At 45.2% G+C, this 15,103-nt stretch carries 11 protein-coding genes and 2 tRNA genes; 4 read left to right on the top strand and 9 right to left on the bottom strand.

Annotation, left to right across the window (positions count from 1 at the left end):
* Window positions 1–916: 916 nt before the first annotated feature.
* From BLR42_RS09930 to BLR42_RS09915, 4 genes are all read left to right on the top strand, one after another.
* A complete protein-coding gene (locus tag BLR42_RS09930; protein WP_091868663.1) occupies window positions 917–2,269 on the top strand; it encodes a hypothetical protein in 1,353 nt (450 codons plus the stop codon).
* 27 nt (window positions 2,270–2,296) lie between these two features.
* Complete coding sequence (locus tag BLR42_RS09925) at window positions 2,297–2,986, top strand: CHC2 zinc finger domain-containing protein (protein WP_091868661.1); 690 nt, start codon at window positions 2,297–2,299, stop codon at window positions 2,984–2,986.
* On the top strand, window positions 2,955–4,316 hold the full coding sequence (locus tag BLR42_RS09920) for a virulence-associated E family protein (protein WP_091868659.1): 1,362 nt from the start codon (window positions 2,955–2,957) through the stop codon (window positions 4,314–4,316). Before BLR42_RS09925 ends, BLR42_RS09920 begins: the two co-directional genes overlap by 32 nt.
* Before the next feature lie 136 nt (window positions 4,317–4,452).
* Window positions 4,453–5,871: a tyrosine-type recombinase/integrase gene (locus tag BLR42_RS09915; RefSeq protein WP_091868657.1), complete on the top strand. Its 1,419-nt coding sequence runs from the start codon at window positions 4,453–4,455 to the stop codon at window positions 5,869–5,871.
* 14 nt (window positions 5,872–5,885) lie between these two features.
* Here the strand turns inward: BLR42_RS09915 and BLR42_RS09910 are convergent.
* From BLR42_RS09910 to BLR42_RS09870, 9 genes are all read right to left on the bottom strand, one after another.
* A tRNA-Leu gene (locus tag BLR42_RS09910) sits at window positions 5,886–5,969 on the bottom strand.
* A 92-nt stretch (window positions 5,970–6,061) separates the two neighbouring features.
* Window positions 6,062–6,145, bottom strand: a tRNA-Leu gene (locus BLR42_RS09905).
* Window positions 6,146–6,197: 52 nt separating this feature from the next.
* Window positions 6,198–6,527 (bottom strand): hypothetical protein, encoded by a 330-nt coding sequence (locus BLR42_RS09900; protein ID WP_091868655.1) that lies wholly within the window; start codon window positions 6,525–6,527, stop codon window positions 6,198–6,200.
* A gap of 57 nt (window positions 6,528–6,584) precedes the next feature.
* Window positions 6,585–7,418, bottom strand: a complete 834-nt coding sequence (locus BLR42_RS09895; RefSeq protein WP_091868653.1) for a hypothetical protein — start codon at window positions 7,416–7,418, stop codon at window positions 6,585–6,587.
* 1 nt (window position 7,419) lies between these two features.
* Entirely contained in the window at window positions 7,420–8,187 is a 768-nt protein-coding gene (locus BLR42_RS09890) for an adaptor protein MecA (protein WP_022762916.1), read from the bottom strand.
* A gap of 323 nt (window positions 8,188–8,510) precedes the next feature.
* Entirely contained in the window at window positions 8,511–9,854 is a 1,344-nt protein-coding gene (locus BLR42_RS09885) for a flagellar hook protein FlgE (RefSeq protein WP_091868651.1), read from the bottom strand.
* 143 nt (window positions 9,855–9,997) lie between these two features.
* Window positions 9,998–10,924, bottom strand: coding sequence for a serine O-acetyltransferase (locus BLR42_RS09880; protein ID WP_022762914.1), 927 nt, complete (start codon window positions 10,922–10,924; stop codon window positions 9,998–10,000).
* 89 nt (window positions 10,925–11,013) lie between these two features.
* The gene (locus BLR42_RS09875) at window positions 11,014–12,315 is read right to left on the bottom strand and encodes a CAP domain-containing protein (protein WP_170832708.1); all 1,302 of its coding nucleotides are present in this window, start codon (window positions 12,313–12,315) and stop codon (window positions 11,014–11,016) included.
* 63 nt (window positions 12,316–12,378) lie between these two features.
* Window positions 12,379–15,066, bottom strand: a complete 2,688-nt coding sequence (locus tag BLR42_RS09870) for a translation factor GTPase family protein (protein WP_091868672.1) — start codon at window positions 15,064–15,066, stop codon at window positions 12,379–12,381.
* Between the last annotated feature and the right edge of the window lie 37 nt (window positions 15,067–15,103).

Raw genomic sequence — 15,103 nt, 5'->3', positions numbered from 1 at the left:
TACCAATTAGAAAACGGCAGACACCAATCTACAAAGATGTGGTACTGCCGCCTCTATTGCATCATGATGTGTCAGCATCTTGATGCCTGGGGCAAAGCTCAATCCGATAACCCTGTCAAAGATATATTCGCACAAGCCGCCTGATTTTTAGTTGATCAACTGATAATATTCTACCACACTGATCAAAAAAGTCATTTAAAACAGGTGCTGTGTTAAAGTACGCCTTTTTTAGGACATATATCACAGAATCATCGCTTTCATCTTTCTTTTGGGGATAGTATTTACTTTACAATGTTCATTAGGGGCGAATCCCCTCTATTTATGGTCTAAATGCCCTTCAATTCCGAAAGGCTATCTTTTATTTCTTTTTCAATGCTGATATCATTATAATCAGCAGGAGCGAATGATTACTAGCCAGATAGTTCTTGCGGTATCGACAGATGACACTTTTTGTCACGAATTTTACACGAGTTGACACTTTTTGTCTCTTTCCATCAATTTTATGACATGATATTATTATAATCGCGAAGTGAATACAGATTGACCGGGCAGCCTTAACATACGGCTGCTTTTTTATTGAAATCCTACGTGGGATTTCAATATGAGCCAGGACAAAGATAAGGGGATTATTCCACTGATGAAACACTGATCAGAGGAATAGTCCTTTTTTCTTTGTTCCGGAACAACGCAGAGGTGAGAAGCCTCTGCTTGTGAAAATGTGTGCACGCATTTTCACAGCAACAGGGTCAAGGGGCGAAGCTCCTTGTCAGGTCGAGGATGAAATCCCGCCCAGGCCTATGTCGTTTCGACATATGGTACTGGGTATTTTTTGTCGTCCAAACCTGACTGACGTGAGGCAAGAGACTGCGCCGACAAGCCCTGCTAAAAAAAGTCAAAGCAGAAAGGAACAAACACAATGACACGAGTATCAAGACACAATGGAAGATCAGGATCTCACGGAACTTATAATTCCAAGCACAATGACAGAGAATTTGATCTTCAAAATGCAGAAGACATCAAGGCTGAACTTACTGAAAACAATCTCTATTGGAACTGCGTTGACCAACAACTTATCCGTCACGGTGAGCTTACTGAGCAGTCGCATTCCTTCACCGAGGTTGAGAAAGGATTCTATGAGCTGTGCTATCAGGACTATGTGAATGGTCAGAATGCCCGGAACATTAAAGCCGGACATTCTGAAAGATGCAGATCGATTGATGACCTAAGGTGTAATCCCAAGACCTGTCCAGAGGAGTCAATATACCAGATTGGAACCATGGACAATCATGTGGACTATGAAGCACTTGTGATGGTCGGTGTGGAATTCTTACAGGAAATCGAATCACGCTATGGTAGCCACATCCACACTCTTAACTGGGCACTTCATCTTGACGAGGGCACCCCTCACATTCATGAAAGGCATGTCTTTGATGTCATCAACCAGTATGGAGAGCGTCAGCCAAAACAGGAGCAGGCTCTAAAGGAACTTGGCTTTAATCTGCCTGATCCGTCCAAAAAGCCCGGCAGATATAACAATCGCAAGATGAGTTACGATGCCGAATGTCGAAAGCTCCTTATTGATATCTGTAAAAAACACGGGATTGAAATTGATGAAGAACCAATTTATGGCGGAAGAAGTTACATGGAGAAGCAGGAATACATCATAGACAAGCTTAACGCTGATATCAAGGAACTACTCACTCAAAATGATCAGCTTCTCTCTGAAAACACAATGCTTGCCATCGGTACAGCAGAATGTCGTGCAGAAAATGAAAAGCTGACAAGCGAAAAGGAGTCTCTGATAAAAGATAACGAAGGTCTGCTCAGCAGAAATGACGAACTCATGAACAAGATTTCTGATGCAGAAGGTCTGTTAAAAGAGGTATCCGAGGTTGCGTATGACAAAGCACACAATTGTCTGATCAACAGTCTGGCTGACAGCATCAAAAAGGAAACGGCAAAAGAAATCATTAAACTCAAAAATGAAGTGCAAAGCTCTGAAGGTTTTCTTTCTTCTATTACCAGAAAATACGCGCTGGAACAACTGAACAAACTTCTGCATGGACTTGGCACGATTAAGGACAGGGTCGTGAAAGCCGTAAGAAAAACTTTTGAGTCCGGCACTGTTAAGGAAAAGTATATCAAGCAGATAGCTGAAGATGTGAAGCCAAGCTTCATGGCACAGCTCCAGGATGCAAAGAAAGAATCAAAGGACAGCAGAAATATATCTGAGCCATCTAAGCAAAAGACTCAGGGAATGTCACTGTAATCAGCAATATAAGGAGAAACACTACAAATGAATATATTTCAAAAGGTCAAGGGAGCTGTGTCCACCATGGATGCAGCTTCTTTTTATGGGATCAAAGTCGGAAAGAACGGCCTGTGCTGCTGCCCTTTCCATGATGACAAAAATCCAAGTATGAAGGTTGAGCTACGATACTTCTGCTTTGGATGTGGTGCCAAAGGTGATGTGATTGATTTTGTCAGCAGACTATTTGGTCTAAAGCCTTATGCCTCAGCCAAGAAGATTGCAGAGGACTTCGGTATCGATTGCAGCGATTGTGAATGGGAGGATAAGTCATCTGATAGCAAGTCCACAGACAATAAGGACTCTCAGGGCAATGAGGATAAAAAGCAAAAGAAGCCCCCAAAAGAGAAACCTCCCATGATCAACCCCGAAATGGTAAGGCGTAGACAGGAATACGAAGCAAAAAGGGCATTCGAGCAGGAAAGGCTTGATGCCCTTTTTGCTTTGCACGAATACCAGGACAAACTTCGCTCCTACAAAAGAGATTATGCCCCGGCTACTTATGACGAGCTGGATACCTGCAATCCTCTATTTGAAGAAGCACTGAAAAATCTGAACAAGATCGAATGGATGATTGACCAGCTTACCTTGGGCTACAGAGACGAACAACTCACATTTATCAATGAATATAAAGGAGAAATAGAAAATGTCAGAAACAGAAACAAAGAACTTGGATAACAATAATGAAGATACATATGAGAGCATATCCTCCCAGCTTGACCGCGGAGAAAAGAACAAGGTGCTTCAGACCAATTATAACTGCCAGCTTGTACTCAGAAAGGATCCGCTTTTCACAAATGCAATCCGATTCAATGAGCTCAACCAGAAGGTGGATATCTGTCAGAATCTTGGATGGAAAAGAGATTCCGTATACCTCTGCGATACGGATCTCGATAATATCATCACATATATGGAGGCTACCTACGGACTTAGAACCGACAAGCAGATTGAACGAGCAATCAGAGTTGTAGCAAAAGAAAACAGCTATCACCCGATAAGGGAGAAACTGATGTCTCTGGAGTGGGACGGCGTTGAAAGACTTCCTGATGCACTGAACCATTTCCTTGGAGTAGAGAAAACTCCTTTATCTGTAGCTTCTCTTAAGGTTTTCATGCTCGGAGCTATAGCGAGAGTGTTCAAGCCCGGTTGTAAATTTGAATACATGCTCTGCCTTGTAGGTGGTCAGGGAGCCGGCAAATCCACTTTCCTCAGATTTCTTGCCATGGATGATCTGTACTTTACCGATGATATAAAACGCCTTGACGATGATAAAGCGTTTCAACGCCTTCAAGGTCACTGGATTGTTGAAATCCCTGAAATGCTTGCTATCCTCAATGCCAAGATGGTTGAAGAAACAAAGTCTTTTATCAGCAGACAGTCCGATAACTACCGTACACCTTATGACAGATATGCGGTAGATCACCCAAGACAGTGCGTCTTTGCAGGAACATCAAACAAAACTGAATTCCTTCCTATGGACAAAAGCGGAAACAGAAGATTTCTCCCTATAGAAGTAAACATGGATAATGCGCAGTGTCATATCCTTGATGATGAAAAAGCTTCAAGGGCGTACATAGAACAGCTCTGGGCAGAGGTCATGGTCATTTTCAAGTCCGGAGACTTTTCACTGACACTTCCTAAGGATTTACAAACCGAGCTGGTTGAAACCCAGTGCAAATACTCTCCAGAAGATCCCATGGAAGTTGCTATCCGCAACTATCTTGATGATCATTCGCCGGAATATGTCTGTGTAAAGATGCTCTATAAAGAAGCTCTGAATCATTTCGGATATGAGAATCCTGCCCAGTGGGAGTGCAATGCCATCAGCAACATCATGAACCATATCACAGAATATAAGAAAATCTCGACACATCGTTTTTCCGATTATGGCACTCAGAAGGCATGGGTACGGATGAAGGAACCGGAGTTTAAGGATATTCCCAAAGGAATGGAAAAGGAAGTTCCTTTCCTTCAGGAATCCTTAGGTAGTACCATTGTAAACCAATAAACCATTTATCTGGTAAAAGATAAAAATATAGAAACAGTAAACAGAGAAACGGAAGTCACAACTGTAAGAAAACAGTAGTTTATCCGTTTACACGGGCAGTCCTTTTGCAGGGCTGTCCTTTTCTTATTGGGGAAATATGCAAAGTAAAGCAGAAATCTACAAAACAATAAAGCTTCTCGAATCCCAGAAAGAGTCCTTGAACGTCCAGCTTGACTTGGGTATCATAGATTCAGACGGTGTCAGAGATGAACTAAACTTGATATCACAAAAAGAAAAAGTACTCCGTGACAGGCTTGTTTTCATGAGCCATGTCACAGCAGATGGCGAGCCTCGTGCTATCAGCCATCACGAACCTACTCCCGGTAATCCCAAGGATTACTACAGCACCAAGATGCCTGATGGCAAGAAAATAAAGGCTACCACCTATGATGGTCTAATGGATAAGCTCTTTAACTTCTACACCAATGGCATGAAGGACTACTCTCTGGAATCAGTCTTTAAAGCTGCTCTCTATGAAAAAGAGATTACGGAGAATCCAAATCAGCAGACACTTTATCACTACAAGGCTGATTTTAGCCGTTTTATCTCCAAGGATATGGCTAAGAAGGATATCCGCAGTATCACAGACACAGCATTAAAGAGCTACACCCAGGAATGGGTGAACAGAGATCATCCCAAGCAGAAGACGTTCTTTAGCTATAAAGGCGTTCTGAACCTCATATTCGGCTATGCCTTTGCCCACAGGATAATTTCCACCAATCCTGCAGCAATGATGAAAAACAAGCCTTATATGAAGTCCTGCGACACAAGGAAGGCGAGACCGGAGGATAAGATCCTCTCCCCTGAAGAAATCGATAGCATCAGACAGGAAGTAAGATATCGCATGACCAGAAAGAAATGGGGCGAGTATTATATCAATGGTTATGCCATGCTGTTTGCCATTGAAACGGGTGTCCGTGCCGGAGAACTGTGTGCTCTCAAATGGGAGGATATAACGGAGAACTCCATTCATATCCACGCCCAGCAGCTCACAAAAAGAGAATCAGGCAAAAAAGTTTATTACTATGACACATGCACCAAGAATGAAAAGGGAATATCACAGGACGGAAGAGAATTTCCTCTGACAAGGAAGATTGCAGGTCTCCTCAGGGAGATAAAAGAGCTTCAGGACAGGCTCAGCATATCCTCAGAATTCATCTTTTGTCATGAGGATGGTGACTGGATCAAGACAGATGCCTATGAAACGTTCCTTAGAAGGCTCTGCCAGGCCAAGGGCTTTAAGGTAACAAACAACCATGCTCTCAGGATGTCCCTTAATTCAAATGTACTTATTCCAATGAATGTTTCTGTCGCAGACAGAGCTGCAATGCTTGGTCATTCCATTCAGACCAACCTTGCATTCTACAGTTTTGCACAGAAGGATTATTTGGAGAATGTAAGAGATTTACTGGACTCGCAGGATGAAAACGTAAAGGGAACCCTTAGGGAACCCCACAATATTGTTCCTTTTTCCAAAAAAGAAAGCTCAGAACACTTGATTTCTCAAGCTTTCTGAGCCCTCTAAACTCATGCGGAAGATGGGACTTGAACCCACACGATGTAGCCATCACAAGATCCTTAGTCTTGCTCGTCTGCCAATTCCGACACTTCCGCATTTCAAGTATTAAACTGTGTTCTGTGGTTTGACCCCACTCGAACAATAATATAGTAAAAGCTTCTTGTAGTCAAGCAACTTTTTCTATAAATGCAGGAAAAGGGACTTGAACCCTCATGATATTGCTATCACACGGACCTGAACCGTGCGCGTCTGCCAATTCCGCCATTCCTGCAAGCGACAATAGATATTGTAGCTATTTGACGATGTTTTGTCAACAGCATTTATCACTTAAACAGAATATCCGCTGCCTTGTAAAGATCATTGAAAACCTTATACTTCTGGGTATATTGAATAAGAACTGCAATTAGAATAAGCACACCTGCAAGGCACACGAAAAGCATAGGTGCGGAAGGATAAGACAAGAGTCCGACCACCGCTATTGTAATTGAAACAATCACTGCCGCAATGACGATAATCCGCCTCAGCAGTTCCTGCTGCATTGCCTCAATCAGAAGCGTTATCTCCTTTTTCTCAGCGAGTATCTCCTCGTCCGATAAAAGGTCCATATCAAGCTTCTCAATACGTTTAATTCTGTCCCTGATTCTCTTTTCCATACCAGTCCCCTTAATCCACTTGCCGCACCAAAGCGCATTCAAAAAACTTAGCACTTCCTACTCAGCAAAGATTTTGATAATCATGGAATTAACTTTGTTACTTGCCTCGATCCCCCGCTCAGAATAAGCCTCCACGGAGTCAGGTAGGCTTTCCCCACAGACATCTACTGACAATATACCACTTCCGAACCGCTCCTTCAAATAAATAAGCGATTTTTCAAGCTCGGAGATTGTCATATTCCCCTGATCCCAGTTGGTTGCAAACTCGTCCTCATCAAGTACATCCTTATCTATCGATAGATAAATCATCGATGAGACCGTGTCCGGAAGCTCATTTACACTTTTCAGAAAATGCACTCTTGCCCCGGATGTCATCCGCGGGTTTGATGCATTTTCACCGTCATCCCCGAACAGCTCCGGATTCTCCTCCATAACCTCAGCGCACAGCGAGGGATCTGCACCTATTATGAAAACCTGCCCCAGTTCCTTTCTATCCTTAAGCGCATTAAGCACCCAGCTTCCGCAGGATAAAACCTCGCCGTAGGAAGTCCACTTCATATCGGGATGGTGGTCAAAAAAGATGAGATCAAATTCAGGCGATGAGCTACTACCTTCAATGCAGGATTTTTCACACATCACATCCATCAGAAGCTTAGACATGTAATGATAATTCCCATTGTCAAAAAAGCTTATTACAGGTTCGCGCAAAGATGATGCATCCAAAGCCTTCACCTTTTCCCTGATTTCTTTGTAAGCGTAGTCGTCGCATATGCAGTTGGTGCCGCTTATATCTTTTAATGAGCAAAAAAGAGAACGAGCGCCCTCTTTTTTATAAAAGTCAAAGCCCTCGTTCTTGTAGATTCCCGTAAAATCGTATACCGTCACATTCATGTTATTTTGCCAGCATGTCCTTTAAGTGAAGGAGTGCGTCCTCCTTAATAATGCATTTAGCGGTTTCCTCAACGTGTGTCTGCTCGGGTGAGTTCATCATGAGCTCCTCGGCATACTCAAGTCCGCACCTGCGAAGATCGTATACTGCGTTCTCTCCGTCGGGCTCAAGCACCAGTGTTACGAAGTACTCGTCGTTTTCCTTGTAGAGCTTGGATCCTGTAATAGGAAGACTGTAGGATACCTTCGCGAATCTGGCTGCGGAATTGATGTCCTTGAATCTCGCCATATATTTCTCAGTGTTGACAATGGGCTTAGCCATCGCTTCTATCTGAGGATCCTGCTCCTCATCCTGATCATATATCTGTTCAATGAGCTCTGATACATGTCCGATCATCTCATTGAGTGCCTGTCCCTTATCAAAACCGGTCTTAGCCTTTATGGAGTCGACCCTCTCCTGAGTCATCTCTCTCAAAATAGCCTCTGCCGATCCACGGATCCTGTCTGCGGATTTCTGAATATCCTCGTTGGACATCTTTATTGCAAAAATGCGCACACTTCCGTCCATCATCATGTTCTTGCTCATCATGAGCACTTCTGTTTCGGGATTATACCCAAGCTGCTCGCCAACTTCCCTGTTCAGCTGCGCCATAAACGGAACGGTCTTCTTCTCTCCGTTCATGATTGCTTCCGGGGTGAGGCCGATTTCACGAAGTTCCGACGCAGCGATACTGCATTCTACTGTCGTATTGTTCATTTTAACGATTACCATATAGCCTCATCTCCTTTCCCTTTGAAAAATGAATTGCTATGTTTAGTGATTGTATCACATGATGTTAGCACTGTCTAGTGTCGAGTGCTAATTGTCGCAAAATTCATCCTCTTCTACCTTTATTGTACTACATATTTCGGCTCAAAGCACCTATTTTATTACATAATTTCCAAACGAATATTTGAAAAATTGGTGAACGCAATTAAAAACAGCCCGCCAGATATCCGGCGGGCGGAAGTTCATTATAAGGAAGTTACGCTTCATTGTCATTCAGCGTGACACGTTCGGACTAGGTTCGAAAAAACCTCACCAAGTCCTCTCAGCTATCTCTTGAGTTGTCTGAGTTCGTCCAGGAGGGTGTCCGATACGGTGATGACACGGCTGTTGGCCTGGAAGCCACGCTGTGTGATGATCATATCGGTGAATTCTGTTGACAGATCGACGTTACTCATCTCCAATGTTCCGGAGGTCATGTAACCACCGTCATCGTTAACCCACATCAGCTGCGCAGGTCCTGAGTTGCCTGTTACTGAGTAGAGGTTTTCACCCTCTTTGTTAAGACCTGTTACATTTGCAAACTCTGCAACTGCGATTTTTCCTGCAACTCTATTTTGTCCGTTGCTGTAAAGTCTTGTGATGGTACCGTCTCTTGCGATAGCTACACCGTTCATATCGCCTTCGGGATAGCCCTCGCCGTTTCCTTCTCTGTCGCCTCTGTAGGTTGCAAGTGCGGAACTGGAAGCACCGTTAAGCGGTGCATAATTTGTTGTTCCTGAGAAATCAAGAGTGAATCCGCCGGCTGCTGCCGCTTCGCCTTCAAACTGAAGCTGAATCTGTCCGTTTGCATTTCCGTCAGCACCGGTAAATTTTCCGGTCTCAGGATCATAGGTAAGTGCTACCGACAAATTCTCGGGAACGCCGCCCTCTATCATCTGATGATTTTCATCCATAATGCCCGTGATATTTGCGCGATAGGTTGAGTCGTTGTCATCACCCGCATTATCGAATTTCATTCTTACTGTATAAGTTTTGCCATCTGCTCCGTAGAACTCGAGGTCTACGGTTCTACCCTTATTGGGATCAAGGAGGTCATCGGTTCTGCTGATATTTCCTGTAACTCTCGCATAGGAAGTAGCTTCGCCGTCCATTTTTATAAGGTTCCCATCCTCACCGATAGGAAGGATCTGCAGCCTGTCTGTAGCTCCTGCTGCCAGGTCCTCAGATGTCTTTGCATCATCGCCTGCCTGCACGCCTCGAACATAGTAACCATCAGCTCTGGTTACGAGATAGCCCTGCGCATCAACTGTGAAGGAGCCGTCTCTTGAGTAGTTCATCTCGCCCTTATGATTTTCAATTACAAAAAATGAATCGCCGGTAATACTAAGGTCAAATACGCTGTCTGTCTGCTGTATTGAGCCCTGCTTTGCGATATTGGTCATAATGGCCGAGTATTTCGCACCGAGACCTACCTGCTTGGCGTTTGTTCCGCCTCTTACTTGAGTAGGACCGTTTGCTCTTCTCGCATTCTGGTATAAAAGATCTCCAAAGGTGGTTTTCTGAGCCTTGTAGGATGTTGTATTTACATTAGCTACGTTGTTACCGATAACATCCATCTGAATCTGGTGTGTTTTAAGTCCGGCAACTCCGGACCACAATGATCTCATCATAATCTCACCGCTTTCGTGTTAACATAAAAAGTGCAGTCTTATACCTACATCTTTTATTTCGGTAAGCAGCAGCAAATTCTTTAGAATAAAAATAGCACCATAAAAAACAACTTTCACAGTGCTACTTTATTGATCATATTTAATTAGAAATCCTTCGAGCTTCCGTTCTTTATCTGAAGTTCCTGGTTCTTAATGCTGACCCTGGTTCCGGGTGCTACGGAAGATGTGAGGAATGCATTGGATCCCACTACGGAGTCGTGTCCGATTACCGTCTCACCGCCAAGGATAGATGCTCCGGCGTAGATAGTAACGTTGTCCTCAATCGTGGGATGTCTCTTGGCTCCCTTAAGGGCCTGTCCACCCTTTGTAGAAAGCGCGCCGATGGTGACACCCTGATATACCTTTACATGCTCACCGATGATGGTCGTCTCACCGATAACTATGCCTGTTCCGTGATCTATCATAAAGTACTTGCCGATGGTTGCTCCGGGATGAATGTCAATACCGGTCTTCGAATGAGCGTACTCTGTCATGATTCTGGGAATAAGCGGCACCTTCAGCAGATAGAGTTCATGGGCCATACGGTTTATAGCCGTTGCAAGAAGTCCCGGATAGGACAGTATAATCTCCTCCTTGCTAAACGCTGCGGGATCACCGTCAAAAGTCGCCTGCAGATCGGTATCTATCAGAGCTCTGATGTCCGGAATCTTTTTGAAAAATTCATGCGTAATGCATCTTGCTCCGCAGGTCAGAGTTTCATCGGACGCATTTTCATAATCTCCGCCGTGCCTGTAAGCTATGGCCACCTGCTTCTGCAGATTGTAAATTGCATCCTCTATGATAACCGCAACCCTGTTGTAGTCATTATAACTTCTATAAATCTTATCTCTGAAATATCCGGGATAAATGACACGCAGCAGCTTTTTCACAATATCAATGACCACGTCCCTGTCGGGCTGGTTGAAAATGTCCATCTGATCAACATCTCTGCCCTTGTTGTAGTCATCAAGAATAAGCTCTACGATCCCCTCTATCTCGGTTCTCAGATTCTGACGCTCTCCAATATCCATCTCTCCTACCTGCTCTCCCCGGTCAGCCTAATCAGTCTGCCGATATTTATAATTTGTAACAGAATAACCCATTTGGAATTATTAGTCCATCATTTTGTCTTTACTTCTTTAGTTTCCGACTTCTTCCCGTAAATTCTTTCGTCATGGGCCACTCTGTAAGGAACTATATAATAGTAATACTTCTTTTTGCGCGAAACCTTTCTGTCAGTGTACTCAAGCTTAAGCTGGCTCGTAATCGTGCCGACTTTCTTAAAGCCGCTCTTTTTCTTATCGGACCTGTAAATCTCATAGCCGGTGGCTCCGATTGCCTTGTTATAGGCCATGACCGCTTTTCCCTTAAAACCGGCAATTGCTACAAAGGACGTTTTCTGCGGGGCGTAGTCCGATATCTTCGCGCCCAGGGATTTAAGCGTCTTCTTATAGGAAGAAAGGTCATCCGTCGAGATATACATATTGACTTTCTTGGTCGTGCTTACCGTCTTGGTGTAGTCGGAATCATCCGTCGTATTTGCAAAAAGCTGTACCCAGTAGTGCACTCCCTTTACCTTGGCGTGACCGATGGCACATACATTGTAATTGGGATTTAGCATGTTTCTGCGGTGGCCCTGACCTGCGTACTTTTCATTCACTTCCTGAAATGCCTCAAAAGCTGCCTTCGCGGTCTTGTAGCCATAGGCGATATTTTCACCGGCGTAGGTATAGTTGTAGTCGCTCTCATCCAGCGCACTGAAACACATCCTGCCGTTTGGCCTCTCATGATTGAACTTAAGCGCTATCTCCGCTGCTCTGAGCATTGCGATTTTTTCAAGCTTATAATCATAGGCAAGTTTATTAAGATCATAGGTATAAACCTGCTTGGTGTTGGTCTCATTCCAGAGCCAGGTGTCCTTACCCGTTCTGAAGTCATTTATCATCTTCTGCATGTTTCTCGCAGATTTCTGAGCATACTTTATATTGATTCCGACCTTGGAAACCGGGAACCTTGTCGCAGTCTTGGGCGCGGATTCCTCTGAAAGAATCTCACCATTGTAGCCCTTAATCATATAGGTGTAGATGCCGCCTTCTTTCATCGCATCCTTATCAAGATATGAAAGCGTATCCCCCGGCAAATCAGCCTGAAGCTCCCAGGGTGCAGAGGACTTCTGCCTTCTGAAAACATAATAGCCCAGGGCATTATCCGCCTGTTTCCAGCTAACCAAAAGGCCCTTGTATTCGTTGCTGATCTCAGTAATAACCGGCTTAGCAACTACGAGCTCTACGGTCTTCTTAACTTCCTCCTTCGCACCAACAGATAGTGCACCGCCACACGGAGCAGCAGGTGACAGCAAAAGAGCTGCCGCCAGAAGGATGGACAGAATTTTCTTGTGGGTAAAAATGTGTGATTTTTTCATACCGAACTCCCTCATGTATTGTGATAAATTTAATTATAAAACGAAGGGGATGGCTTGGCTATATTACGACAGCCTGTCCCTTATCTCATCCTCGGTTCGCTTAACCTCGTACCAGAAGTCGGCTGCGCTCATTCGCATAGCGCCGGCGCCGTAAATTATTACCTGCTCGATGGCATCGGAGGTTGCGACGGTCACACGATTTTTCTTGCTGTACTCATGAGCTGTGCGCTCAATATACTGATCGGCGGTCTCGGCTTCCTTGGTGAATACCACATCGAGATTGTGATATTTAAGCACGTGCTCCGTTCCGCCGGGAACTCTGTAGGCATCAAATACCAAAATCACCGTTTCTCTTCTGTAGCCCTGGAAATTCGAGAGAATATCCATCAGCTTATCGCGCGCGGACTTCATATCTGATTCCGCAAGACTTCTAAGCTCATCATTTGCATAGATGATATTGTAGCCATCGACGAGAAGATAGGCATCATCCGGTGAAAATTCCTTCTGCGCGCGGTATTTCTTCTCCGGAGCTTTGTTCGCCGCCTTCCTTTTGCGCTCTTCGTCGGCCTTGGCATCGTAGCGCGGCTTAACGGGTCCGTAGGTTCGTTCAAAAATATTATCAAGCTCCTGAATTGTGGCATTGTACTGCCTGGTGCGCTCCTCGTAGGTCAGCTCTTTTTCTCTTCTGACCTCCTCTGACTTAAAGCTCTGCAGCTTATCGCCAAGGCTCGTAAGATCTGTCTCTACTGAGTTCTTCCCGTCATCTATCGTCCAGCCGGTATTAACGTGCATATGGTTTCTTACTTCGTTCCACGGAATAACGGTCCCCGCACCATGTGAGCAAAAAACGCTGCCTGTGGGCTGTGCTATGTCGCGCTCGGGATCGTAGTCCTTTTCGGCGATAACTTCTTCAGCGTTGTGACATGGCTCGAAACCGCGAAGTGAGAGGCTGATTCTCCCCGCGCCATGTGTATATGAAATCAATTCTCTTGCATAATCCGAAAGCTCGGAAGCGGGCACGGAGCCCGTAACACTTGATGTTCCGTCTGGAAGCATCTCCGGAGGGTTGGTCGTTCCGTTCATTTTCTGGATATCGCTAAGGAGTCTTCCGATATTTTCAGAAGGAAGCTCCGCAGTAAAATCATAGACAGGCTCAAGCAAAATGCTCTCTGCCATCATAAGTCCCTGCCTAACGGCGCGCATGGTCGCTTCTCTAAAGTCTCCGCCCTCGGTGTGCTTTAGGTGGGATCTTCCGCCGATTACAGTTATCTTCATATCCGTAATCTCAGAACCCGTGAGGACTCCGCGAATCCTGAATTCCTCTAAATGGGACAAAATGAGGTTCTGCCAGTTAATCGCAAGATCATCCACAGGACAATCGGCGTTAAAGGCCAGACCGCTTCCGGGCTCTCCCGGTGCAAGAAGGAGATGAACCTCAGCGTAGTGCCGCAGCGGCTCAAAGTGTCCGACACCCTCGACAGGTGCCTTGATCGTCTCCTTATAGACGATACTCTCATCTCCGAAGTCTATATCAAGCCCGAATCGCTCCATGCATCTGTGCTTTAGGATTTCCATCTGAACTTCGCCCATAACCCTGACGGAGAGGTCGCCTGTTTCTTCATCCTTTTTTACTGATAAGAGCGGCTCCTCTTCGGACAACTCGAGAAGCTGCTTGTAGGCAGCAAAGGCATCTGCGCCTTCCGGAAGGATGATTCTGGACGACAGAATCGGCGAGAGCACCTCGGTCACTTCTCCTGTGAGGGCACCAAGTCCCTGCCCCGCATAGGACGTATCAAGGCCTGTTACGGCCACGATTCGGCCTGCCCCTGCCTCCTGAAGGAGTTCATATTTTTCGCCCGAATAGATGCGTATCTGGTCGATTTTGGCAGAGATTGTTTCTCCTGCCTTCGCCCCGCCCGCTGCGGGCATGGTAAGGATGTCACGCACATGAAGAGCTCCGCCCATAACCTTAAGCCAGGTGAGTCTTGCGCCGTTTGTATCTCTAGAAATCTTGTAGACTCTTCCCGCAAATTCCTGCGGATAATCAGGAGCTTTCGCAAAGTCGTCAAGAAGAGATATCAGTTCCTTAACGCCCTCCATTTTCAGCGCACTTCCAAAGAGGCATGGGAATAGCTTCCGTGAAAAGATAAGGGCACGGATGTCGTCCTCTGTGACTTCTCGGCCTTCTTCCAGATAGGCATTTAGAAGGGCTTCGTCGCAGACGGCGAGGGATTCCTGGAAGGCATCACTACCCAAATCCATCTTTGAAAAATCCACCACGTTGTCGGAGAGCCTCTTCCTGATATCTTCAAGGATGCGGTCCTTGTCAGACTGAGGCTGGTCCATTTTATTTACAAAAATATAGATTGGAACTTTGTAATGAGAAAGAAGCTTCCACAGTGTATGAACCTGGGAAGTTACGCCATCGGCGCCGCTAATGATAAGAATCGCGGCATCGAGCACCTTCATGGTGCGCTCGGTCTCGGGGGCAAAATCGGCATGCCCGGGAGTATCGAGAAGCGTCACATGCGTATTTTCAGACAGATCAAGCTCCGCCTGCTTAGAAAAAATGGTGATGCCCCTTGATCTCTCCAGAGAGTATGAGTCAAAAAAGGTATCACCATGATCCACGCGGCCGGATTTCCTGACCGCCCCTGTGAGGTACAAAAGTGCCTCCGACAGGGTAGTCTTACCGGCGTCAACGTGGGCATATATTCCAATGTTTAAGTGTTTTTTTCCTGTAGTTTCCATAACCACAATAATAGCACAGTTTTGATATAAGCGGTAT

It is taken from the genome of Butyrivibrio sp. INlla16 (assembly GCF_900104155.1).
GTDB lineage: Bacteria > Bacillota > Clostridia > Lachnospirales > Lachnospiraceae > Butyrivibrio.
Note: the sequence above shows the minus strand (reverse complement) of the source record. Positions and strands in the feature narration are given on the sequence as shown.

Bases quoted from the DNA above. Each gene is read 5' to 3' on its own strand.
- BLR42_RS09930 (WP_091868663.1), top strand. From the start codon at position 917: ATGACACGAGTATCAAGACACAATGGAAGATCAGGATCTCACGGAACT.
- BLR42_RS09925 (WP_091868661.1), top strand. From the start codon at position 2,297: ATGAATATATTTCAAAAGGTCAAGGGAGCTGTGTCCACCATGGATGCA.
- BLR42_RS09920 (WP_091868659.1), top strand. From the start codon at position 2,955: ATGTCAGAAACAGAAACAAAGAACTTGGATAACAATAATGAAGATACA.
- BLR42_RS09915 (WP_091868657.1), top strand. From the start codon at position 4,453: ATGCAAAGTAAAGCAGAAATCTACAAAACAATAAAGCTTCTCGAATCC.
- BLR42_RS09900 (WP_091868655.1), bottom strand. From the start codon at position 6,527: ATGGAAAAGAGAATCAGGGACAGAATTAAACGTATTGAGAAGCTTGAT.
- BLR42_RS09895 (WP_091868653.1), bottom strand. From the start codon at position 7,418: ATGAATGTGACGGTATACGATTTTACGGGAATCTACAAGAACGAGGGC.
- BLR42_RS09890 (WP_022762916.1), bottom strand. From the start codon at position 8,187: ATGGTAATCGTTAAAATGAACAATACGACAGTAGAATGCAGTATCGCT.
- BLR42_RS09885 (WP_091868651.1), bottom strand. From the start codon at position 9,854: ATGATGAGATCATTGTGGTCCGGAGTTGCCGGACTTAAAACACACCAG.
- BLR42_RS09880 (WP_022762914.1), bottom strand. From the start codon at position 10,924: ATGGATATTGGAGAGCGTCAGAATCTGAGAACCGAGATAGAGGGGATC.
- BLR42_RS09875 (WP_170832708.1), bottom strand. From the start codon at position 12,315: ATGAAAAAATCACACATTTTTACCCACAAGAAAATTCTGTCCATCCTT.
- BLR42_RS09870 (WP_091868672.1), bottom strand. From the start codon at position 15,066: ATGGAAACTACAGGAAAAAAACACTTAAACATTGGAATATATGCCCAC.